The following is a 20,283-nucleotide window of genomic DNA, read 5'->3' on the forward strand; positions in this document are numbered from 1 at the left end:
GCCGCTGGATGACCCGGCACACCGTCGCCGGCGAGATGCCGAACAGCGGCGCGAGCTGCCGCATCGTGAGGTTCGTGCGGTAGTACACGGCCACCGGCAGCACCCGGTCCGGCAGCGGCAGACACCACGGCCGGCCGCCGCCGGGCCCGTTCCCGCCCCGTTCACGTACCGCCTTCACCAGCTTCGCGAACCGGTCCATCCGCAAGCCGGTGAACATCTCCGCCCACAACGGCTCAGCCCTCAACACCCCACCTATACAGGCAAAATGCCCAGAACTGTGCCTTCTGCAACACCCTTTAGTCGGCCGGTGCCAGCGGCGCCAGGGGTGCGGGGGCCGCTTTCGACGGCTCGCGTCCGAGGCGGCGGATCGCCGGGACGGCCACCATCGTCGTGAGGAGCACGACGGCGGCCACCGCGGAGAACTCCAGCACGTGGGCCGCGCCGAACGCCTCCGCGGCCGGACCCGACAGGGCTCGGCCCAGCGGGATGACCATGATGGAGCCCGCCACGTCGTAGGCGGAGACGCGGCTGAGGACCGTGAGCGGGATGTGCGTCTGGATGCTCGTAGCCCACATCACGCCCCAGAACGCGAACCCGCAGCCCCCCAGGACGTGAGCCGCCGCGGTGGCGGCGAAGGACCAGCCGAGCGCGGGGGCCAGCGGGTTGAGGGCGAACATCAGCATGGCGAGCGCTCCGGCGACGACCGGTCTGCGCGGCCGGGCGCGCAGACCGAGCAGACCACCGACGATCGTGCCCGCGCCGTCCGCGGAGGCGATCCATCCGTATCCGTTGGCCCCGTGCTGCTCGGTGATGAGCGCGGCGCCCAGGGGCAGCGCGGGACCGAAGACGAACAGCCCGAACACCGACCAGATGAGGATGACGGACCACAGCCAGTCACGGGAGCGGAACTCGCGCCAGCCGACCGCCAGCCGGTGCCAGATGGGTGCGGTCTCCTCGTCACGGGCGGTGGCGAGGCGGCGCAGGGGAAGCAGGCCGATGGCGCTGAGCGCGTAGGCGCCGGCGATCACCGTGTAGGAGCCCGCGACGTCCCAGTAGGCGACGAGCAGGCCGGCCAGGCCCGGGCCGAGCAGCGCGCTCATCGCCTCCGAGACGCGCAGCAGGGCGTTGGCCCGTTGGATGTCCTCGGCGACCTGCGGCACGAGCGCGGCGAGACCCGGCTGGAAGAGGGCGGTCGCGGCTCCGCTGAGCGCCATGAGCGCCATGATCTGCCACAGCTCAGGGTCTCCCAGGGCCAGGAGTGTCGCCATGATCAGCATGGCGAACATTCGCAGTACGTCGGCGGCGACCATGGTGACCTGTGGGGAGAACCGGTCGGCCAGCACTCCGCCGATGAGGACGAGCAGCACGACTGGTGCCATCCACGCCGCCAGCGCGTAACCGACGCCCGAGGGGCCGAATCCGGTGGCGAGGACGGCGGTGGTCAGCGAGACCATCAGCATGCCGTCGGCCAGCAGGGAGGCGCTGCGAGCGGTGAAGAACAGCCGGAAGGGGGCCGAGCGCCATGGGCTCGGCACGGTGTCGGGGGCGTGGTCGGTGGTCATGTCACATCGGCCGTTCGCGGCCGTTCCCTTCGACGAGGACGGGCAGGCGGTGCCAGGCCGCGGTGTCGGCGGCGTCGCGCGGGGTGTCCGCCACGAGGATGTAGTGGTGCGGCGCGAGCAGTTCGGACCGGGTGGCGACCTGGGCCATGACGGCGGTGTGCAGAGTGCGCGGGGTCACGGCGGAGGCGTCGGGCGCGGCGACGAAGACCGTCAGACGCCGGTTCCGCCCGTCCGGTCGGGTGCCGGCCGGGTTGTCCGGCTCGGCCGGTCCGGTGCCGCCCTGGTCGGCTATGCCCGGGTCGCGCGGGGTGCCCGGTGCGGCGCCGGACAGGGTGTCCGTGACCGCGACATGAGCAGGGAGATGGCCCGCCGCCTCGCTGACGGCCTGTTCGACAGCCGTGCGCGAGATCCAGCAGCCGTCGATCTGGATCCAGTCGGCGTCGCGCGTCGCCGGGCGCACCCCGGTGACGGCGGTGAGCTCAGCGAGCGTCACGTCCGCGGATGCGGCGGCCTCCAGCAGGCGGACGAGTCCCATGAGATAGCGCTCGGCCTCCTCGCGGGTGAAGAGCGCGGGGTCGGCCCACAGGGACAGGCGCAGCTCCGGCTCGAGCGCGTACACGAAGGTGAGCAGTCTGGTGGGCAGTTCCTGCTCCGGGCCCCAGGTCAGGGACAGTTCGGGGCTCACGGCCTCGGGAGAAGCCGCCGTGCCGACGGAGGTGGCCGGCACGCTGCTCACGTCGTTGAACACGACGTCGCGGGCGAAGCGGCTGCCGCGTTCGCGCGTCACCGAGTCGATCATGTTCCAGAGCTGTACGGAGTCGAATCTGCTGTGCCGGTAGGCGTCCAGTGCCGCGCCCCACGCCTTGCGCAGCACCGTGTCGAAGGTCGGGCCGCTGACGTCGAGGCTGAGCAACGCGTCCTGGGAGAGGGTGTTGACGCTGCGGGCGAGGCCGGAGCGGCCGCGGTTCGAGGTCGGTGCGGCGGCCACACACGTGCTCTGTCCCGCCCGGTGCGCCGCCAGGGTGCTCCATGCGGCGAGCAGGACGGTCGCGGCGGGGCTGCCGGTACGGGCGGTGACGGCGCGCAGGGCGCGTCCGGCCCGCAGGGACCGCAGGGACAGTTGCGCGGTGGCGTGTTCCCCGGCGCGCAGCCGTGGTTCGGCGAACATTGCCTGCGGCGCGGTGCGCAGCACGCGTTCCCAGTACCGCAGGGAGGCTTCGGTCTTGCGGCGGCCGGCGGGCGAGGTCTCCTCGGCGGCGAGGTCGAGCGGGGTGGTGAGGGCGGCCGGGGCGGGGAGCGTGGCGCCTGTGACCAGGGCGCGCCATTCGTCGTGCAAGATCGCGAGCGCGGTGCCGTCGGTGGCCGCGTGGCTGGCCGCGAGCGCCACGTGGGTGACGGATCCGTCGCGGGTGAGGAGGGTCGGTCGCAGGGGGAAGTCGCGGTCGAGGCGGAAGCGGCCGTGGCGCGACCGGCGGGCGACGGACTCGGCGTAGCGGGCCGGTGCGTCGGGCCAGGCGTGGTGGGCGCGCTCGACGACGTCGAACGTGCCGGCGGCCGCGACCTGTTGCTCGTCGGGCAGGTCGCCGCCGTGGTGCGGGAACGTCGTGCGCAGGGCCTCGTGGCGTTCGACGAGGACGCGCAGTGCGTCGAGAGCGCGCTCGACGCTGGTGGCGTCGGGTGCCGGCCACACGTCGTGGATGTTGATCTGCACGGGGTCGTCGCGCAGGATGCAGCGGATCATGTTCGTCTGCCCGACCGCGAGCGGGCCGCGCCGGGCGGTCCCGCCGCGGTAGGCCACGCGGTGCGTGTGCTCGGTCCAGGAGTTCCGATCCGCTTCGGGCGGCGTGTCGGGCGCGTCGGTCGTCATCGTCCGCTCACCGGCTCCCTGGTGCGCGCGGCGCGGATCAGCGCGGGCCACGCGTCGAGCAGGAGGGCGAAGTCCGCCATGTCGGTGCGGGCCTCGGCCCGGAGCCGGTCGCGGTGCGCCGCCAGCAGGTCGGCGGCCTCGGTCCAGCGTCCGCCGAGGCTCCGGTGGACGGCGTCGAGGGTGTCCAGCCGGTGGATGTCGCCCGGGCGGGTGTCGGCGGTGTTGCGACGTACCGCGGCGGCGACGGCGCCGGTCCGCAACCGGCCGTCCTCGTCGAGCAGGCGCGTCCCGGGATCGCGCAGCGCGGTGTGGATCTCGTGGAGCCGGGGGACGGCCAGGAAGTACTTGGCGAGCCTGATCTGGTAGGCGAGGAACCCGCTGTCGGTGCGCCGGTCCGGGGTGTGGTGGTTGACGATGTGCCGGTTGTGCAGCACGCCGGGCAGCGCCGCCGCGTGGACCAGGTTCAGCAGGAAGTAGTCGCTGCCGACGGTCTCGGTGGCCGGAGGCAGGGGGACCCTGCTGTACACCGCGCGGGACAGGGCGACGTTGCACATGTCGACGCGGGTGGCCGGGACCCGGGTGAGCGTGGTGCGGTCCTGCGCGAAGGGTGCCGTTCCCCCGCCGCGGAAGGCCTCGGCGACGAGGGTGGCGCGCCACATCGCCGGGTGGTCGTCGGGCACGGTGAGAGCGATGAGCCGCTCGTACGCCGCCGGGTCGCGCCGGCGCACCGCGTCGAGGTCGACGGACATGTCACCGATGAACGAGCCGCCGACCAGGGCCACTCGGCGGCCGCCGGCGCCGGGGTCGAACCGGCGCAGGGACACCCGCTCCGCGGCTTCGGACGCCGTGGTGTCGAGGAAGGCCAGTTCGTGCCGGATCGGGAAGACGGTCTCGCCGTTGTGCCGCTGGTATCGGCTGTCGGAGTCCCTTCGGTGCACCGAGGCGCAGCCGAGGACCTCCGCGAGGAGGAAGGCACGGTCGGTGCAGGCGCCGTAGGAGACGCCGTCGGGCAGCAGCAGCTTCAGCAGACGCTCGGCGTCGGTGGGCGAGGCGGTGGCGGTGAGGTCCCGCAGCAGGGCCCGCTGGGCCTCCTCGTCGAGGTGGTGCACGATCACGCCGGCTACGGGTGGCAGGTGTGCGATCACCGCACGGTGCTCGGCGCGTGCGGCCTCGTCGGCCGAGTCCAGCACGAGGACGTGGGCTTCGACGCCGAAGGTGCGGGCGCCGTAGGCCGCTTCCCGGGCCAGGTCGGCGATGCCGGATGCGCAGGGCCGGTTGGTGGGCAGGGTCAGGCAGATGCGGCGCACGCGCGCTCCTCGGCGTTCGCGGGTGCCTCTGGTTCGTGCCAGGAGGCGAGCCCGAGCAGACGGCTGCCGAGGGCGTCGAGCCGGGCCGTGGGGTAGCGCTTGGACTCGTGCAGAACGGGGTCGCCGACGAGGGTGCGGTTCCAGCGCGGGGTGCGCAGGCGACGCCAGGACTCGACCCGTGAGGTGCGCAGCCGGTCGTGTTCCTCCAGTGCGGGCATCATCGAGAGGTACTGCACCGCCCGCACGCCGTTGTCGGAGGTGTTGCGGGCCACGCCGTGGGCGAGCAGGCCGTTCCAGATGAGCAGGTCGCCGGGGTGCAGGTCGGGCCGGACGACGGGGAACTCGTCATGGTCCACGTCCGGGCGCAGCGGGTCGCGGCCGGCGGGCCGGAGCGGGGCCCACCGGTCGAACCGGCGGAAGAGTTCGGGGCAGCACTGGAAGCCGCCGGTCTCGGGGCTCGTGTCGTTGAGGGCGATGATGCCCTGGACCCGCTGGGGCGGGACGCCGAGGGTGGTGTCGATGTCCCAGTGCAACTCGATGTCGAAGCCGCGGTCGGTGGGGTCGATCAGGGCGCGGTCGCGGTTGCCGCGGTTGGGCGGGTTGAGGTTCAGCCGGTCCAGGGTGACCCAGAGTTCCTCGCTGTCCCACACGTCGACGAAGGCGTCGTAGACCCGGCTGCTCTGGCGGCTGTCCCAGAGGAGCTGGTGGTGGTACGCCTCGACGAAGCCGTAGATGTGCAGTTGCCGGTCGAGCTGGGATCGCCAGGGGCGGTCCTCGAACCAGGTCTGCGGGCGGTCGGGGTCGAGGCCCTGGAACTCCCAGGTGAAATCGAGCAGTCGGCGTGCGGAGGCGGCCGGGATCGCTTCGCGGACGATGACGTAGCCGTAGGTCTGCCAGTGGGCGAACTGCTCGGCGGAGAGCACTCGCAGCGGACGGGTCTTCTCCAGTTCCCGCAGGGTGGTCTGGGCGAGGTAGGACTCGCCGTCGGCACTGAAGTAGGGCCGGTCGGTGGCGGCCCTGTGCAGACGGGGCCGACGGGTGCGGGTGGGCGCGGTGGTGGTCATGCGAGTCCTTCGGCGACATCCGGAAGGCGGATCGGCTGGGCACGCGTACGGCGCGGTCATGGCTGCGCCGTTCCCCTTCGTCGGCCGGGATCGCGGCGGGACACAGGGAGCGCTCGAACACTGGTCTAGACCGCAGGTGGCTGTCAAGTACCCTGCTTCCGTGAACCGTTGAGCCTGTGGTCGACCCCGTCGGACCCGCGGCCGACCGTCGTTCCTTTGGTCTAGACAACTCCCGTCACGACGGCTTATTGTCCACAACTCGACGCCCGCGCACCGTGCTTGGCGGCACCTCACCGTCGGGCCGTCCCCGCACACCCCCGGCTTCTCCGCGCCCGCCCGATCCCCAGGAAGCGGTTTGCATGAACACCACCACCCGGCCGCTGCCGCAACTGCGCGGCCCCGGCGCCGGATTGCTCGCCTTCGACCCCGTGCACACGGCTCTCCTGCACGGTCTGGACACGCTGCTGCGCGGCCTGGCCGAGCAGTTGGCGGCCCCCGAGTGCCTCGGCCCGCCCCTGCTGCCCGCCGAGGGACTCGCCCGCCTGGACTACTTCCGCAACTTCCCGCACCTGGGCGTTCCCGCCGGGCGGTTCGCCCCGGAGGCTCTGGACGCACTGGCCGGCGGGGAGCCGCCGACGGACGCCCCGCTACGGACGACCGGGCATGTGCTGCCCTCGGCCACCTGCTACGGCCTGTTGCTGTCCCTGGAGGGGCAGGACATCGGTGACAGCGGGATGCTGTTGTCCGCCACCGGGCGCTGCTTTCGTAACGAGTCCCACTACGACGGACTGCGCCGGCTGCACGGCTTCCACATGCGGGAGGTGGTGTACCTCGGTACGAAGGACGGCTGCGTCGAACACCTCGACCGGGGTGCGCAGTTCATCACGGCGCTGGCTCGGCGCCTCGGTCTCGAACTCACCCGGGCGGCGGCCGACGACCCGTTCTACGACCGGCAGGGTTCACGGGCCCGGCTCATGGCGCTGGACCCGGTCAAGCACGAGTACAGCATCTGCGACGGCACCGCCATCGCCTCCGTGAACCGGCACCGGAACTTCTTCGGCGAACGGCTGCGCATCAGCGCCGGCCAGCACGGCAGTGCCTACAGCGCGTGCGTCGCCTTCGGCGTCGAGCGCTGGGCCCACGCCATGATCCTCGCGCACGGCTCCGCCGAGGCCGCGCTCGCCGCGCTCCGTGACGTCCCGCCCGGCGCCCCGCAGTACCCGACCACCCGTACCGCAGAGTAAGGACCGCCCAGAGCCATGGAATCCGTCATCGAGTGGATCCACGAGAAGAACCCCGGACTCGACGGGGTACTCGCCCCCGACGAGGACCTGATCGAGGCGAGGTTGATCGACTCCATGGACTTCCTGGACTTCATCGACCTGCTCGAATCCATCAGCGGCGAGACCATCGACCTGCAGACGTCGACCATCGACGACTTCCGCACGCTCGACCGCATCCAGGAACGGTTCCTGAGCGCCTCCGGAACCCACCGGGCGTGAGCACGGGGGCAGCGGCCGGACCCACGGCGGAACAGGCCGGGGGCCCCGCACTCGTCGTCGTCGCCCGCACCGCCGAGGTCCTGGCCGGCCCGGGCGCGGACGAGCGCACGCTCGCCGGCTGGGAGCGGCGCAGGCTGGATCTGGTGCGGGTGCCGGCGAGGCGCGACGACGTCCTGGCGGCGCGCCTGCTGCTGCGGTGGTGCGTCACCCGGCTCACCGGCGGACCGCCGCACCGGTCCGCCCTGCGCCAGCACTGCCCCGACTGCGACCGCGACGGTCACGGCCGCCCCTTCCTGCCCGCGCACCCCGGACTGGGGGTCAGCATGAGCCACGCGGACGGGCTGGTGGCGGCCGCCGTGGGGAGCGGCCCGGTCGGCGTCGACGTAGAGCCAGAAGATCGTGTCCCGCCCCGCTTCGAACTGCTGCGCCGTCGCTTCCCCGCAGCCGGCCGCCCACCGGGCGACGCGACGCCCCCCAACCGCCGGTCACCGGCCGTCGACGGGCTGACCGGCCCGGTGGAGGCCGAGGCCCGCTTCGTCGACGGGCTGACCCGCTGGGTCGAGGAGGAGGCGCGGTTCAAGGCGGGCGACGCGGCACTGCCCGTGCACTCCTGGAACGACGCCCCGCGCGGGGCGCGCGCCGCTGTGGCCTGTGCCGGGACGTGGTGGCGGGCCGACCTCACCGATCTGGACCGCGTCCGGAACCGGTCCGCCGGGCTTTCGGGTGCGGATGGACGGCCGGGCCCGGCCGGTCGTGGTGGTCGGGCCCGTGCGGCCCCCGGGGTCAGGACCACACGGTGAAGGCCACCGTGACCGAGGCCTTCTTTCTTCCGGCGGTGTCCGTGACGGTCGGCGTCGTGTTGCGAACGCCCCACGTGGTGGGGTTCTTTCCGAAGGCGCCGATGGTGCGTTGAGGGCGAGACCCGCGGGCAGCCCGGCGACGGTGAAGGTGTACGGGGCAGTTCCGCCGGAGGCCGTAGGGGCGAGGCGACACAGCAGCCTCGGAAGGCTGCCGTCAGCCCGCAGCGAAGACCGTCCCCATGCCGTCGTCGGCCCTGCCGGTGATCACCACGAGGCTCGCCGAGCCCGACGGGGCCCACAGGCCCGGGTGGTTGTCGCCGGTGAGGTCGCCCTGGCTGTCCAGGCCGGGGTGGGCGGCGGCCGTGGAGCCGGAGCCGCGGCGAGCCACCCGCGCACCTGCCCAAGGCCAGGGCATGGGGGAGTGGGAGATCCCCCGTATCCCGCTCCAGTACAAGCGCGCCGTCCTCGCCCACCAACAGGCGGCGATGCCCGAGCAGCTACTCGCGCACCCCGCCGCCGAAATCGAGCACGACGACCACGAGCCGGCAGCCGCGCCCAGACACGCGATCGACATGCGACTGCGCTGCCTCGAAGGCACGTTCACCGCAGCAGCCGACCGCGCCCGTACCACGCTGGACCGCTCCAGGAACCGCAACGATGCCGAAGCATCACACCCGGTGCGTGAGGACGACCAGCGGTTACGCCGACCGCAGGATGCCGCACCGCATCGCGACCGGGAGGCCGGCTATTGAGCGGACCCGATACGGCGTATTCGGATCCGGTCTCCTGCTGGTCCAGGTCGTGTCGGGCATTGCCCGCAACCTGCGGGGGCCCGAACAGCGCTCTCAAGGATGAGGCCGAGCGTTTCCGGCACCTCGCAGGGGACTTGCGGACCGCGCCCAGGGCGGCTCTCGACCGGACACACACCGTTTCGACCGCGGTGCCGGCCGTGTTCGCCACGCCGCCGAGGAAGCCGCGGGCGAGCGGGGGAGTAGGCGACGAAGCCGACGCCGAGATCACAGCGGCGGCGGACGCCTCCCGGAGGTCATGGCCGGCCCTGCGCTCGGTGGACCCCAGCCCGGCCCCCTGCCCGCAACGCGTGCCGGGGGCGGTCGCACTCGGCGGCATCGTCGGTGGTGCTGATGGTGGTCGGGGTTACGGGCGGCGGGATCCGGGTGATGTGAGGCGGACGGGGCCGGGGCCGCGTTCGTGCAGGGTGTCGTCGGGGTTGAGGAGCAGGCAGGCCTTCATGGACAGGCAGCCGCAGCCGATGCAGCCGGTGAGCTCGTGCTCAAGGGCCTCGATGACACGTCGGCGTTCCTGCAGTTGCTTCTTCCAGCCCCGGGAGACACGCTGCCAGTCCCGGTGGGTGGGCGCGTGATCGGTGGGCAGGTCGGCGAAGACTTCGGCCACGTCCGCCAGGGGGATGTTGAGGCGCTTGGCCACGATGATCAGTGAGATCCTGCGGAGCATGTGGCGTGGGAAGACGCGTTGGTTGCGGCCGTCGCGATCGCTGAGGATCAGGCCCTTGCGTTCGTAGAAGTGCAGGGCGGAGGCGGATACGCCGGTCCGGCGGATCACCTCGCCGATCGTCAGCGGGTCCTCCGGACTTGTACGCATGACGTCATCTCACCCGCCCTGTGTTGGACCCGGGGCGCGGCGGGGGAGGGGCCCACGGCCGTGGATCAGGACGACCGTGGCCGCTGACAGGATGAGGCAGACCAGGCCCACGCCGAGCTGGGTAAGCCGCCAGGACCAGGTGAACGCATCGAGCTCGACGGCGGGCGCTGTGTCGCTGATGCGTCCGGCTCCGACCTCGGCGGCGCGGGCCGCGTCATCGAGCCTGGCCGACAGCAGGCCGGTGAGCGAGGCGCTGTAGGCGGCGATGACCAAGGCTTCGGCCGCTCCCCTCAGGGTGTTGAGGAAACCCGCCGCCATCCCGACGTCGTCCGCGTCGACCAGCGCCATGGCCTGACCGTCGGTGAGACCGAAGGAGACCCCCATACCGGCACCGATCAGCACCAGCGGCGCCGCGACGGTCACGACCGCGTCCCGCGCGCCGAGCGTGACCAGCCACAGGTTCCCGGCGACCACCAGCAGCAGGGCGACGACGATCAGCAGGCGGGCCGGGGCGCCCTTGTCGACCAGGGCCACGGCGGCCATGGGCATCACCAGGACGGGACCGGTCAGCAGCAGCATCGTCACTCCGGCGGCCGCGGGTGAGAGATCCGCGGCCGCCTGCAAATAGGTGGGCAGGAAGACCAGGACACCCAGGAAGCCGATGGACGTGGTCAGGGACGCCAGAGCCCAGCCGAGGAAGCGGCGGTCGGCGACCAGAGCGGGCGCCAGCACCGGAGCGGCGCTGCGCCGCTGGGAGAAGCCGAACACGGTCAGGAGGACCAGGCCCGCCCCACCTGTCGACAGGCTGACCGGATGCGTCCAGCCGAGCGCGGGCGCCTCCAGGAGCGCGAACATCAGCAAGGTCAGCGCGGCGACGAACAGGACGCTGCCGGCCCGGTCGGTTCGTGCCGTGGTGATCGACCGCGATTCCTGTGTCCTGGTTGCGCCCGCGGCTACCAGCAGGGCGAGGCCGGTGAAGACGGCGAAGCCTCCCCGCCATCCGGTCGCGCTGACGAGGAGCCCCGACAGGGTCGGCCCCACGGCGATGCCGACTCCGGCCATGGTCCCCATCAGCGCGAAGGCGCGATTGCGGGCCGCACCGTCATAGGTCGCGGCCAGGATGGCGCCGCCGGCCGCCATGATCCCGGCGCCGCCGATGCCGGAGACGATGCGGGCAACATCGGTGACGAGGATCGTAGGGCTCACCGCGCAGGCGAGGAAGCCCACCGCGAAGACGAGCGCCGACACCAGAAAGACCCGGCGCCGCCCGATCCGGTCGGCGGTCGAACCGGCGATGAGAGTCATGGCTGCGAAGGCCAGGTTGTAACCGGCGACGACCCAGTTGAGCAGTGACCCCGAGGCATCGAGCTCACGTCCTATGCTCGGCAGCGACACCGCGGTACCCGAGATCGACATTGCCACGAGAACGACACCGACCAGCACGACCGGAAGCGTCCACCGGGCCGATCGAACGACCGGGCCCGATCGCGGTCGGGCCTGCGCGGCCTCTCGTTCGATGCTGCTCGCCATGGGTGTTCGCCTTCCGTGATCACGACGGGGACGACGAACAGCCCACCGCATCAACTGAGGTTGAGGTCAACCCCGCAGGTCGGAGGAGAGAAATGAGCGAAATCGGTCAAGCCCCCAACGCGATGGAGCAGTGCTGAGCGCTCGACAACCTCGTACAGGGCACGCAGCAGTGCCTCAGCCTGCGTGTTGCCGGAACCCAGACCGTTGCTCGACGCCTGAAGGCTCGGCGGCTGCCAGGGCCGATCCGCTTCCAGGGTGAGGCGTACGGCGTCCAGCGGCAGCGGGACGGGCTGCAGCGGGTCGGCACCCGCTGGAGCGGCCGGGCTCGGGAGCGGGGGCGGAACCTTCCGCGCGGCCGCGGCGTCTTTCCTGGCGACCTGACGGCACACCATGAACGGTGTGCCGTCTCCTGAGCGAGTGCGGGGGAGACGCATGCGTATACGCAAGACAGTGGGAGCGATTCTGGCGGCTGCGGCGCTGAGCCTGGGTATCGGTGCCGCGACGGCGCCGTCCGCCCAGGCGGCGACCAACTGCTCACCGGACAGTGACGGCATCAGGTGGTACTGCAACAACGTGTCGGGCGCGGCGGTGTACGGCATCATCGGCAACAACCACGCCTACCCGGACCCGAACACGATCGTGGGCCGGATGTACTCCAACCCGAGTTGGTTCTACTGCAAGCTCGACGGCCAGGCCTGGGTCGGTGGCCCGCACCCCACGCGCTGGCTGATGACCGTCGCGGACAACGGCCAGCTGGGCTTCATGAAGGACACCGCCATCTACAGCGAGACCAACCCGGTCCGCAACTGCTGACCGCCGGATCAGCAGCCACGATCGGAACGCCCTGGCGCCCGCAGATGCGGATGATCCGGTGGGTGCGTGCGGCGGGCAGGTCGTGAGTGCGCCCCGGCAGGGCGGGTGAGAGCCACAGCAGCCGGCCACCGGGATCGGTGACGACCTGCTCGTTCACGCCGTGGCGCCGGTGTTTGTGGGAGTAATCGGCCCGGTCGTCGCCGACCCGGTCGCACTCGGCGAGGGTGGCGTCGAGCAGGACGAAGTCGGGCTCGTTCTCGCGCAGTGTCTTCAGCGGGCCCGGTGCACGTGCGGCGAGCAGGTCGACAACCGCGCTGGTGCAGGCGTGGGCGGTGGACTCGCTGATCCCGGAGCCGGTGGCGATCTTCGCCAGAGTGATGTGTTCACGCAGGTACACCAGTGCCACCATCGCGCGCTGGGACGGCCGGAGCTTACAGCGTCGGTCGCCCTCACGGGTGACGATCAGCATCGTGCCCCACTCCACGGGTGTGTGCGGCAGGTCGAGTGCGGCGGGATGGATGACCAACGAGGCCCCCGAGCAACGAGATTGAGACGTCAGACATCTCGATCAACAGCCCGGGGGCCTCGCTCGTTGCGCTTCACGGCCCATCACCCGATCGGTGGCCAACTCGAAGAAGCTCATCAAGGGGTTGCTGCCGGACCGGGCGCCGTGCCGGGGCGGCCGCCTGTGAGATTGGCCTCCAGACCGATGCCACCCTTGTGTCCCCGATCAAACGATGGAGACAGGAGCGCAGCGACCAGCACCACGTCCCGGGCCGTCCGCCCGGCGCCACGTCCCTGTCCGCGTCTGGCAGCCACCACCGCCCCGGTGACACCCTGCGCGCGATACGCGTCTTCGCGGGTGCCGCTTCGACGTGATCATCCTCGGGGAGTACGGCGTGGAAGCGGGAGTCCGCCGCTCCTGAGGGCGCCTCGGCGGCCCTCGCCGGCCACCACGACCACCTCGTCGCCCTCGGACCAGCGCCGGCGGTACGCCTTGGGCGGATTGAGGCGCAGTCCGTAGCCGGGGGCCTGGTGGGCCTCGGCGCGGCTGCGGTAGCCGATGGCGCACTCGCCCCGGTCGCGTGCCGCCACCACGACCGTGGCGAAGGATGTCTCGTGGCCGGTCACGACGTAGTCGGCGGCCGACCGCAGGTGGAGCTGTGTGCCGCCGGCCGAGAACAGTTCGTCGAAGACGGCCGCCAGGTGGTGGTTCTGGGAAATCTGTGCCATGAGCAGCCCGATCAGCTTGCCGCTGATGATCACGTCGGCTCCGGGGCCGAGCGGGGCGAGTGGCCGGTTGCCGTCGTCGGTGAGCTCGGTGACCACCGGCAGTTCCCGGCCGTGTTCGAGGTGGCGCAGGACGAGCAGGGTCACGAGCGTGCGGGTGTCCGGCTCCTCGGGGGGCTCGCCGGCCCGCGGCTCCTGGCCGAGCACGATGACGCTGTCGTAGGAGCCGAGGTCCAGGCCGGCCAGGGTCTCCGGGCGGGTGGTGTCGCCCCTGAGGGCCACACAGGTCCAGTCGCCGCCGTCGCAGGCGGCTCGCACTGTGGCCTCGTCCTCGTCCGCCACCACGTCGGCCACTGAACCCGCGGGTGCGTTGCGGCCCCACTCCCGCAGCACGAGGGGCGCGCGGCGGTTCCAGCCCAGCACCAGTAGCCGCTCCGGCCGGGTGTCCGGCGGCCGGGGGCCCGCCATGGACCGCTCGTCGACCAGCGGCGCGCAGTGGGCGAGCTCGGCGGTGTCGTCATCGGCGGCGATGACGAGGAGATGGTCATCGGGTTCGAGCACCGTCCGCGCGGGCGGGTTCAGCCAGGGCACCCCGCCGCGGATCAGCCCGACCGCGCTGGCGTTGCCGTAGGAGAGCAGCGCCTCGCCGAACTCCCGGCCGGCCAGGGAGGGGTGGGCTGCCGGGTAGAACTCGTCCCCGGCGAAGTCGAGCAGGTCGCGGTGGACCAGGGACAGTCCCGGGCGGCGCGCCGCCTGCGCGATGAGCCGGGCGGTGACGGTGTCGCTCTCCAGGACGACGCCCCGCGACCCGGCGGCCAGGCGGGCCGCGAGCAGGTAGCCGCTGTCGCGGACCGCCGCCACGACGGGGACGGCGACGTCGTCCCCGCGCCCTGTCGCCCGCAGGGCCAGCAGTGCCTTCACGACGTCCGCGTCGCTGCGGGACGCGTCGGGCGGTAGCACGATCACCGAGTCGGCGGTGGCCGGACTGGTCAGCGCCAGTACGGCCGGGTCGGCCGACGGACCGCTGCGGCAGATCAGCCGGGTCCGGCCGGTCGGGCCGACCTTGCTCTGCAGGGACTCCTCCATGGCCGTCTTGTCCCGGTCGGCCAGGATCGCCACGGCCGACCGCCGCTGGTTGGCGCCCGCCGCGACCAGTTCGCCCACCACCGTGAAGACCTGCTCCGACCAGCCCAGCACCACCACGTGGCCGCGCTCCAGTAACTTGGAGCGGCCGCGTCGCAGGGCGATGAGCCGCTCAGTGAGCCCGGTCGTGATGAGACCGACGAGGGTCGAGACGTAGACCAGGGCGACCAGGGCCAGCAGCACCGAGAGGGCCACCCGGGCCGGACTGCCGGTGGTGCCGCCCAGCCGCATCGTCTCCCCGGTCAGGCGCCAGATGGCCGCCACCTTCCCGGAGAGGGTGGCGGGGGCGTGCCCGCTCGTCCACACCAGCGCCGCGCTCGCGGGGACGACGACGGCCAGGCAGACCAGCACCAGCCAGCCCACCAGGGCCGAGGTGCCGCGCGCCAGGGTCGTGTCGAACCAGTACCGCGCTCGGGCACCCGCCTCGGTCCGCTGTTCCACTGTGTTCCCCCTCCGCGCGCAGGCCTGTAGGGGGCAGTGTCCTGACCCACCCTTGTGCGCCGGGCGGCACGGGGCGCGATTCACCCCTTCGCCGTAACCGGGGGCAGACGCCCGCCCCCGCGTGCCTCCGCGCACCCGGTCCGCACCGGTTTGAACGGGGTCTTCCCCTCGTCCGTGGCAATTCGGCGCAATGCCGAGCGAACCGGACCACCGGGCCCGTAGAAGTTGCGGCATGACCGAGCATCACCAGGCTGACGCCGATCACGGCGGCCTGACCAGACGTACGCTCACGACAGCCGCGGGCACCACCGCCGTGGCCGGCCTCCTCGGCGCGGGCAGCACGGGCAGGGCGGCAGCCCTGCCCGCGCAGTCGCCCCCGCGCAACCCCGCCCCGGCGGCGGCACCGTCCGCGGCGCGCGGCGCGGACTTCGACCGCTGCCTCGCCGTCGCCCGGGCCCTGCTCGTCGTCGACGCCGACGGCAGGCCCCTCGTCCCCGGCTATCGGCGCGTGCTGAAGGACGGCCTGCCCCGCACCCGGGCCGGGGCCAAAAAGGTCCTCGTCATCGGGGCGGGCCCCGCCGGCCTCGTCACGGCGTGGCTGCTGCGGCGCGCCGGGCACCACGTGACCGTCCTGGAGGCCAACGGCAACCGGGCGGGCGGGCGCATCAAGACGTTCCGCCGCGGAGGCCACGAGAAGGCGGCGCAGCCCTTCGCCGACCCCCGCCAGTACGCCGAGGCCGGCGCGATGCGGCTGCCCGACAGCCACCCGCTGGTGATGGATCTGATCGGACAACTGGCGCTGAAGAAGCGCCCGTTCTACTACGTCGATGTCGACGGCCAGGGACGGCCGGCCGCGCACACCTGGATCCACGTCAACGGCGTCCGCATGCGCCGCGCCGACTACGCTCGCGCCCCCCGGCGCATCAACCGCTCCTTCGGCGTCCCGCGCGCCCGCTGGGACACCCCGGCCGCGGCCATCCTGCGCTCGGTCCTCGACCCGGTGCGCGACGAGTTCAGCACGCTGGGACCTGACGGCAAGCGCACCGACAAACCGCTGCCCGAACGCATCCAGGGCTGGGCCAGGGTGATCCAGCGCTTCGGCGACTGGTCGATGTTCCGCTTCCTGACCGAGCACGCCGGCCTGGACGAGCGGACGGTCGACCTGATCGGCACGGTGGAGAACCTCACCTCACGGCTGCCCCTGTCCTTCGTGCACAGCTTCATCGGGTCCTCCCTGATCAGCCCCGACACTGCCTTCTGGGAGCTCGAGGGCGGCACCGCCGTCCTGCCGGACGCCCTGCTGGCCAAGGTCCGTGACACCGTGCGGTTCGACCGGCGGGTGACCCGGATCGAGTACTACGACCCCGACCGGGCCGGCAGCGACACCCGGCAGGTGCGCGCCCCGGGCCCCCACGTGCGGGTGGACACCGTCTCCGAGGGGCGGGGCAGCCCGGTCGTGCGTGAGCAGTTCACGGCGGACGCGGCCGTGGTGACCGTACCCTTCTCCGGCCTGCGGCACGTGCGGGTCAGCCCGCCGATGTCGTACACCAAGCGCCGGGCGGTCACCGAACTGCACTACGACAGCGCGACCAAGGTACTGCTGGAGTTCAGCCGCCGCTGGTGGGAGTTCGACGAAGCCGACTGGAAGCGGGAGCTGCACCGCATCGACCCCGGGCTGTACGACGCCTACCGCGCCGGACGGACCCCGGACGACGGCAAACTGCTCGGCGCCCACCCGTCCGTCCCGCCCGGCCACATCACCCCCGGACAGCGCACTCACTACGCCGCCCACCGCGCCGTCACCCGGGACCAGCCCGCCGCGGCCGACGTCATCGGCGGCGGCTCGGTGTCGGACAACGCCAACCGGTTCATGTACCAGCCGTCCCACCCGGTTCCGGGCAGCGCCGGCGGGGTGGTCCTGGCCTCCTACAGCTGGGCGGACGACGCCCTTCGCTGGGACTCCCTCGACGACGAGGCCCGCTACCCGCACGCCCTGTGCGGGCTGCAGGAGGTCTACGGCCAGCGGATCGAGGTCTTCTACACCGGCGCCGGCCGCACCCAGAGCTGGATGCGCGACCCGTACGCCTACGGCGAGGCGTCCGTGCTGCTGCCCGGCCAGCACACGGAGTTGCTCGCCTCCATCCCCGCCGCCGAGGGGCCGCTGCACTTCGCGGGCGACCACACCTCCGTGAAACCGGCGTGGATCGAGGGAGCGCTGGAGTCCGCCGTGCGCGCCGCCCTGGAGGTCCACTCGGCGTGAACCGCGCCGGGGGGCCGCCCCCCCCCCGCCGGGGGCCGCCTCGGCGCGTAGCGGCCCCCCCCCCCACCGCGGCTTTCGTAGTCGCCCGAGCCGGGGCTAGCCGTCGAGGCCGATCGAAAAAGCGGCCTCCAGGTCGTGCTGGGAGTACGTGCGGAAAGCAACATGCGTGTCGGTCCCCTCGACCCCCTGGATCTTGCTGATCCGGCCGGGAATGACATCCGCCAGATCGTCATGCCGGGCCACCCGGACCATGGCGATCAAGTCATACGTACCGGTGACGGAGAAGACCTCGCTGACGCTGTCGAGCGCCGCGATCGACTCCGCGATCTCGGGGATCCGGTCCACGCTGGTCTTGATGAGCACGATCGCGGTGATCACGGCTGGCTGTCTCCCTCGGTGGCCGTGGCTGGGGCTGCCCTCACCTTAGCCCGGGACCTGTACCGCACCCACGCCCACAGGAAGCCGACCGAGAAGCCGACCAGGTGGGCGAGGTAGGCGACCCCGGGCCCCTGGCTGTCCTGGCCCGCCGCCGCCCACTGCAACGCCACCCAGAAGGGCAGCACCACCCAGGCCGGGAACCGCAGCGGCAGGAAGAGCAGGAAGGGGAAGACGCTCGTCACCCGGGCGTCGGGGAACAGATAGAGGAACGCCCCGAGTACCGCCGAGATCGCCCCCGAGGCGCCGACCAGGGTCTGTTCCGAGCCGGCGTGGGCGATCGCGTAGCCGAGGAGCGCCAGGTAGCCGCTGATGAGGTAGAAGAGCGCGTAGGCCAGGTGTCCCATCCGTTCTTCGACCATCGCCCCGAAGACGTACAGGAAGAGCATGTTGCCGAGCAGGTGGATCCAGCTGCCGTGCACGAACAGGGCCGTGGCCGGCGTGAGGGCGGCGCGGGGGGATCCGGTGAAGAGTTCGGCGGGCAGGACGCCCCAGCGCTCGAAGTAGGTGCTCTGCGCGGTGAGGAGGCGGTCGCCGGTGCCGTACGACGGATTGAGGCCCGAGGAGGGGGAGAGGACGAAGGCCACGCAGCAGAGGGCGATGATCGCGTACGTGACCGGGGCCGGATGTCCTCGGAGGAATGCGGTGACTCTGCCGATCGCGTGGCGTCCGTTGCCGATCATGGGAAAGAGCATGACGCAAGGCGGGGAGCGGGCGGCGTACGGCAGGCCGTAGGGTTACAGGCAATACAGCACGCACCACGCACCACGGAGAGCGCACGCGCCGACGGCCGTGCGCGAAGGAAGAGGCGACAGTCCGATGACGGTTCCCCTGCCGACCGCCACCACCCGCTGGCGCTGCACGCTCTGCGGCAACCTCACGCGGTTCGACGTGACCCGTTCGTCGAAGGTCGTCGAGTACGTCCACCTCGACCTGGCCGGTGAGCCGCAGGTCGAGGAGCGGACCGTGGTCAGTGAGACCATCGAGTCGGTGCGCTGCCGCTGGTGCAACGCGGTGGACCAGGTGGAACTCGTCGACAGGCCGGGCGCCGACTCCTGAGGAGCGGCCCCTCAGGACTTTGGGGTGACGGATGGTGGAGAGCGCGGGCGGTGAGGCCGGGAACGCCGAAGAGGCCGCCGCCGCCGAGGTGCTCGACCGGCCGTTGCCCGAAGGCGTACGGCGGCGGGTCGTACAGATCGTCTCGGACGGCTTCGGCGGTCTGACCGTCGGTGAACTCCCCGCTCAGCTGCGACAGTACGCGCGGTTCACCCCGACCCGCCGGGTGAAGTTCGCCGGGAACGCGATGGCCGCGGCCGTCGAGAGCGAGCCGCTGTTCCGCCAGCGGATCGCGGAGCGGTTCCGCGAGGGCCAGCCCGAGCTGGCCGCGGCGCTCGACGCCGCCGCGCCGCCGCCCGCCGCCGACCCGCTGGACGTGGCCGCGGCCGCGTACGTGCTGCGGCCCGCGGGCTGGGTCGAGCTGGTCTCCGCCGCGGGCGAGGAGGCCCAGCGGGCCGACGCCGAGCGGGCCGACGAGGAGACCCGGGCCGAACTGCAGTCCCTGCGCGACCGGCTCGCCGAGGCCCAGGCCCACACCAAGAGCGAGACGGAACGGCTGCGCGCCGAGCTGGACGCCGCCCGGCGCGAGACCGACGCCGTGCACCGCAAGCTGCGGGCCGCCCTCAGCGACGTCAAGCGCGGCGAGGCCGCCGTGCGCAAGGCGCGGGCCGAGGCCGACGCGGCCCGGGCCGAGGGGCAGGCCCAGGTGTCGGCCGCGGAGAGCGAGACCCGCCGGCTCAAGGCGCGGCTCGGCGAGGCGGAGGCGACCCTGGAGGCGTCGCGCCGGGCGGCCCGCGAGGGGCGCAGCGTCGAGGACATGCGGGTACGGCTGCTGCTCGACACCGTGCTGGACGCCGCCCAGGGGCTGCGCAGGGAGCTGGCGCTGCCGCCGGTCTCCACCCGCCCCGCCGACTCCGTGGACGCCGTGGAGCCGGGCCGGATGACGCCCAAGGACATCGCGGCGCGCGCCCTGCACGAACACGATCCCGCGATCCTCGACCAGTTGCTCGCGCTGCCGCAGGCCCACCTCGTGGTCGACGGCTACAACGTGACGAAGACCGGCTATCCGACGATGCCGCTGGAGAAGCAGCGGCTGCGGCTGCTCGGCTCGCTCTCGCAACTCGCCGCCCAGACCGGCGCCGAGGTGACCTGTGTCTTCGACGGCGCCGAGCTGGCCGCGCCGGTGCTGCTCGCGCCGCCGCGCGGGGTGCGGGTGCTGTTCTCCAAGGCCGGTGTCACCGCTGATGAATTGATTCGCCAGCTGGTGCGCGCCGAGCCGCCGGGCCGTCCGGTGATCGTCGTGTCGACGGACCGCGAGGTCGCCGACGGCATCGCGAAGGCGGGGGCGCGTCCGGTCGCGTCCGTCATGCTGCTGAAGCGGCTCTCGCACGGTTGAGCCCCACCCGTCGCTTACGCCACATCTGCAAAGTCCGTTCCGTATGCCCGAATTGGCGGAACGTTTACGCGACGTAGGGTCAAACGACCATCACTGCCCGTGTGTTGTGCGTAAAGAAACCTGTTGTCGACCGAGATTTTTCTCGTCAGGATTTGAACTGATCACAAGAACATCACTAGGGTCAGGCCTCGAACCTCCGCTCGGGTGATCACTCACATGAGGTGAGTGACGGTGGAGGGGCACCGCCCACCGGGGGA

20 protein-coding genes and 2 pseudogenes are annotated in these 20,283 nt (G+C 72.2%); 9 read left to right on the forward strand and 13 right to left on the reverse strand.

Annotation, left to right across the window (positions count from 1 at the left end):
* From ABZY33_RS31985 to ABZY33_RS32005, 5 genes are all read right to left on the reverse strand, one after another.
* The coding region (locus ABZY33_RS31985; protein ID WP_356495239.1) for a transposase family protein at window positions 1–256 on the reverse strand (256 nt) is incomplete at its 3' end.
* Window positions 257–296: 40 nt separating this feature from the next.
* Entirely contained in the window at window positions 297–1,562 is a 1,266-nt protein-coding gene (locus ABZY33_RS31990; RefSeq protein WP_356495213.1) for an MFS transporter, read from the reverse strand.
* Window position 1,563: 1 nt separating this feature from the next.
* A complete protein-coding gene (locus ABZY33_RS31995; RefSeq protein WP_356495214.1) occupies window positions 1,564–3,429 on the reverse strand; it encodes a condensation domain-containing protein in 1,866 nt (621 codons plus the stop codon).
* Window positions 3,426–4,736, reverse strand: a complete 1,311-nt coding sequence (locus ABZY33_RS32000) for a DUF6271 family protein (protein WP_356495215.1) — start codon at window positions 4,734–4,736, stop codon at window positions 3,426–3,428. The genes ABZY33_RS31995 and ABZY33_RS32000 overlap by 4 nt, the downstream gene beginning before the upstream one ends.
* Window positions 4,718–5,800, reverse strand: a complete 1,083-nt coding sequence (locus tag ABZY33_RS32005; RefSeq protein WP_356495216.1) for a phytanoyl-CoA dioxygenase family protein — start codon at window positions 5,798–5,800, stop codon at window positions 4,718–4,720. The genes ABZY33_RS32000 and ABZY33_RS32005 overlap by 19 nt, the downstream gene beginning before the upstream one ends.
* A 359-nt stretch (window positions 5,801–6,159) precedes the next feature.
* On the opposite strand from ABZY33_RS32005, the gene ABZY33_RS32010 reads away from it, so the two are divergent.
* From ABZY33_RS32010 to ABZY33_RS32020, 3 genes are read left to right on the forward strand one after another with little or no spacing between them, the layout of a single operon-like run.
* Window positions 6,160–7,044, forward strand: coding sequence for a hypothetical protein (locus tag ABZY33_RS32010; protein ID WP_356495217.1), 885 nt, complete (start codon window positions 6,160–6,162; stop codon window positions 7,042–7,044).
* Window positions 7,045–7,059: 15 nt separating this feature from the next.
* A complete protein-coding gene (locus tag ABZY33_RS32015) occupies window positions 7,060–7,302 on the forward strand; it encodes an acyl carrier protein (RefSeq protein ID WP_356495218.1) in 243 nt (80 codons plus the stop codon).
* On the forward strand, window positions 7,299–8,102 hold the full coding sequence (locus tag ABZY33_RS32020) for a 4-phosphopantetheinyl transferase (protein WP_356495219.1): 804 nt from the start codon (window positions 7,299–7,301) through the stop codon (window positions 8,100–8,102). Before ABZY33_RS32015 ends, ABZY33_RS32020 begins: the two co-directional genes overlap by 4 nt.
* Window positions 8,103–8,316: 214 nt before the next feature.
* Here the strand turns inward: ABZY33_RS32020 and ABZY33_RS32025 are convergent, their stop codons facing one another.
* Window positions 8,317–8,490, reverse strand: coding sequence for a hypothetical protein (locus ABZY33_RS32025; protein ID WP_356495220.1), 174 nt, complete (start codon window positions 8,488–8,490; stop codon window positions 8,317–8,319).
* Window positions 8,491–8,515: 25 nt separating this feature from the next.
* Here ABZY33_RS32025 and ABZY33_RS32030 point away from each other — a divergent pair, with 25 nt between their 5' ends.
* Complete coding sequence (locus ABZY33_RS32030) at window positions 8,516–8,854, forward strand: hypothetical protein (RefSeq protein ID WP_356495221.1); 339 nt, start codon at window positions 8,516–8,518, stop codon at window positions 8,852–8,854.
* Between the two features lie 403 nt (window positions 8,855–9,257).
* Here the strand turns inward: ABZY33_RS32030 and soxR are convergent, their stop codons facing one another.
* The 3 genes from soxR to ABZY33_RS32045 are packed head-to-tail and all read right to left on the reverse strand — an operon-like array spanning window position 9,258 to window position 11,806.
* The gene (gene soxR / locus ABZY33_RS32035; RefSeq protein WP_356495222.1) at window positions 9,258–9,722 is read right to left on the reverse strand and encodes a redox-sensitive transcriptional activator SoxR; all 465 of its coding nucleotides are present in this window, start codon (window positions 9,720–9,722) and stop codon (window positions 9,258–9,260) included.
* A 9-nt stretch (window positions 9,723–9,731) separates the two neighbouring features.
* Window positions 9,732–11,303, reverse strand: a complete 1,572-nt coding sequence (locus ABZY33_RS32040; protein WP_356495223.1) for an MFS transporter — start codon at window positions 11,301–11,303, stop codon at window positions 9,732–9,734.
* Window positions 11,303–11,806 carry a YcaO-like family protein gene (locus ABZY33_RS32045; protein WP_356495224.1) on the reverse strand — a complete coding sequence of 168 codons (504 nt, stop codon included), beginning with the start codon at window positions 11,804–11,806 and terminating at the stop codon, window positions 11,303–11,305. The genes ABZY33_RS32040 and ABZY33_RS32045 overlap by 1 nt, the downstream gene beginning before the upstream one ends.
* Here ABZY33_RS32045 and ABZY33_RS32050 point away from each other — a divergent pair.
* Window positions 11,703–12,065 carry a hypothetical protein gene (locus tag ABZY33_RS32050; protein ID WP_356495225.1) on the forward strand — a complete coding sequence of 121 codons (363 nt, stop codon included), beginning with the start codon at window positions 11,703–11,705 and terminating at the stop codon, window positions 12,063–12,065. The genes ABZY33_RS32045 and ABZY33_RS32050 overlap by 104 nt on opposite strands.
* A gap of 16 nt (window positions 12,066–12,081) precedes the next feature.
* On the opposite strand, the pseudogene ABZY33_RS32055 reads toward ABZY33_RS32050, so the two are convergent.
* Window positions 12,082–12,591: pseudogene (locus ABZY33_RS32055) on the reverse strand (transposase family protein); the annotation flags it as partial.
* 203 nt (window positions 12,592–12,794) lie between these two features.
* On the opposite strand from ABZY33_RS32055, the pseudogene ABZY33_RS32060 reads away from it, so the two are divergent.
* A pseudogene (locus ABZY33_RS32060) lies at window positions 12,795–12,991 on the forward strand (hypothetical protein).
* Here the strand turns inward: ABZY33_RS32060 and ABZY33_RS32065 are convergent.
* Window positions 12,945–14,879 (reverse strand): NAD-binding lipoprotein, encoded by a 1,935-nt coding sequence (locus ABZY33_RS32065; RefSeq protein ID WP_356495226.1) that lies wholly within the window; start codon window positions 14,877–14,879, stop codon window positions 12,945–12,947. The pseudogene ABZY33_RS32060 and the gene ABZY33_RS32065 overlap by 47 nt on opposite strands.
* Window positions 14,880–15,111: 232 nt before the next feature.
* On the opposite strand from ABZY33_RS32065, the gene ABZY33_RS32070 reads away from it, so the two are divergent.
* Window positions 15,112–17,139, forward strand: coding sequence for an FAD-dependent oxidoreductase (locus ABZY33_RS32070; protein ID WP_356495227.1), 2,028 nt, complete (start codon window positions 15,112–15,114; stop codon window positions 17,137–17,139).
* A gap of 96 nt (window positions 17,140–17,235) precedes the next feature.
* Here the strand turns inward: ABZY33_RS32070 and ABZY33_RS32075 are convergent, their stop codons facing one another.
* Entirely contained in the window at window positions 17,236–17,517 is a 282-nt protein-coding gene (locus ABZY33_RS32075) for an Lrp/AsnC ligand binding domain-containing protein (RefSeq protein ID WP_356495228.1), read from the reverse strand.
* Window positions 17,514–18,257 (reverse strand): rhomboid family intramembrane serine protease, encoded by a 744-nt coding sequence (locus tag ABZY33_RS32080; RefSeq protein WP_356495229.1) that lies wholly within the window; start codon window positions 18,255–18,257, stop codon window positions 17,514–17,516. The genes ABZY33_RS32075 and ABZY33_RS32080 overlap by 4 nt, the downstream gene beginning before the upstream one ends.
* Window positions 18,258–18,393: 136 nt before the next feature.
* Here ABZY33_RS32080 and ABZY33_RS32085 point away from each other — a divergent pair, with 136 nt between their 5' ends.
* Window positions 18,394–18,633 carry a hypothetical protein gene (locus tag ABZY33_RS32085; RefSeq protein WP_356495230.1) on the forward strand — a complete coding sequence of 80 codons (240 nt, stop codon included), beginning with the start codon at window positions 18,394–18,396 and terminating at the stop codon, window positions 18,631–18,633.
* Window positions 18,634–18,664: 31 nt separating this feature from the next.
* The gene (locus tag ABZY33_RS32090; RefSeq protein ID WP_356495231.1) at window positions 18,665–20,026 is read left to right on the forward strand and encodes an NYN domain-containing protein; all 1,362 of its coding nucleotides are present in this window, start codon (window positions 18,665–18,667) and stop codon (window positions 20,024–20,026) included.
* The last annotated feature ends 257 nt before the right edge of the window (window positions 20,027–20,283 follow it).

Source organism: Streptomyces sp. NPDC006552, assembly GCF_040611655.1.
Taxonomy (GTDB): domain Bacteria; phylum Actinomycetota; class Actinomycetes; order Streptomycetales; family Streptomycetaceae; genus Streptomyces.

Coding starts and splice junctions, on each gene's coding strand:
- ABZY33_RS32040 (WP_356495223.1), bottom strand. CDS start 11,303: ATGCGGTGGGCTGTTCGTCGTCCCCGTCGTGATCACGGAAGGCGAACA.
- ABZY33_RS32070 (WP_356495227.1), top strand. CDS start 15,112: ATGACCGAGCATCACCAGGCTGACGCCGATCACGGCGGCCTGACCAGA.
- ABZY33_RS32085 (WP_356495230.1), top strand. CDS start 18,394: ATGACGGTTCCCCTGCCGACCGCCACCACCCGCTGGCGCTGCACGCTC.
- ABZY33_RS32010 (WP_356495217.1), top strand. CDS start 6,160: ATGAACACCACCACCCGGCCGCTGCCGCAACTGCGCGGCCCCGGCGCC.
- ABZY33_RS32005 (WP_356495216.1), bottom strand. CDS start 5,800: ATGACCACCACCGCGCCCACCCGCACCCGTCGGCCCCGTCTGCACAGG.
- ABZY33_RS32015 (WP_356495218.1), top strand. CDS start 7,060: ATGGAATCCGTCATCGAGTGGATCCACGAGAAGAACCCCGGACTCGAC.
- ABZY33_RS32080 (WP_356495229.1), bottom strand. CDS start 18,257: ATGATCGGCAACGGACGCCACGCGATCGGCAGAGTCACCGCATTCCTC.
- ABZY33_RS31995 (WP_356495214.1), bottom strand. CDS start 3,429: ATGACGACCGACGCGCCCGACACGCCGCCCGAAGCGGATCGGAACTCC.
- ABZY33_RS31990 (WP_356495213.1), bottom strand. CDS start 1,562: ATGACCACCGACCACGCCCCCGACACCGTGCCGAGCCCATGGCGCTCG.
- ABZY33_RS32045 (WP_356495224.1), bottom strand. CDS start 11,806: ATGCCGTCACTGTCCGGTGAGCAGTTGGTCGCCGCCTGGGCGGACGGC.
- ABZY33_RS32030 (WP_356495221.1), top strand. CDS start 8,516: ATGGGGGAGTGGGAGATCCCCCGTATCCCGCTCCAGTACAAGCGCGCC.
- soxR (WP_356495222.1), bottom strand. CDS start 9,722: ATGCGTACAAGTCCGGAGGACCCGCTGACGATCGGCGAGGTGATCCGC.
- ABZY33_RS32090 (WP_356495231.1), top strand. CDS start 18,665: ATGGTGGAGAGCGCGGGCGGTGAGGCCGGGAACGCCGAAGAGGCCGCC.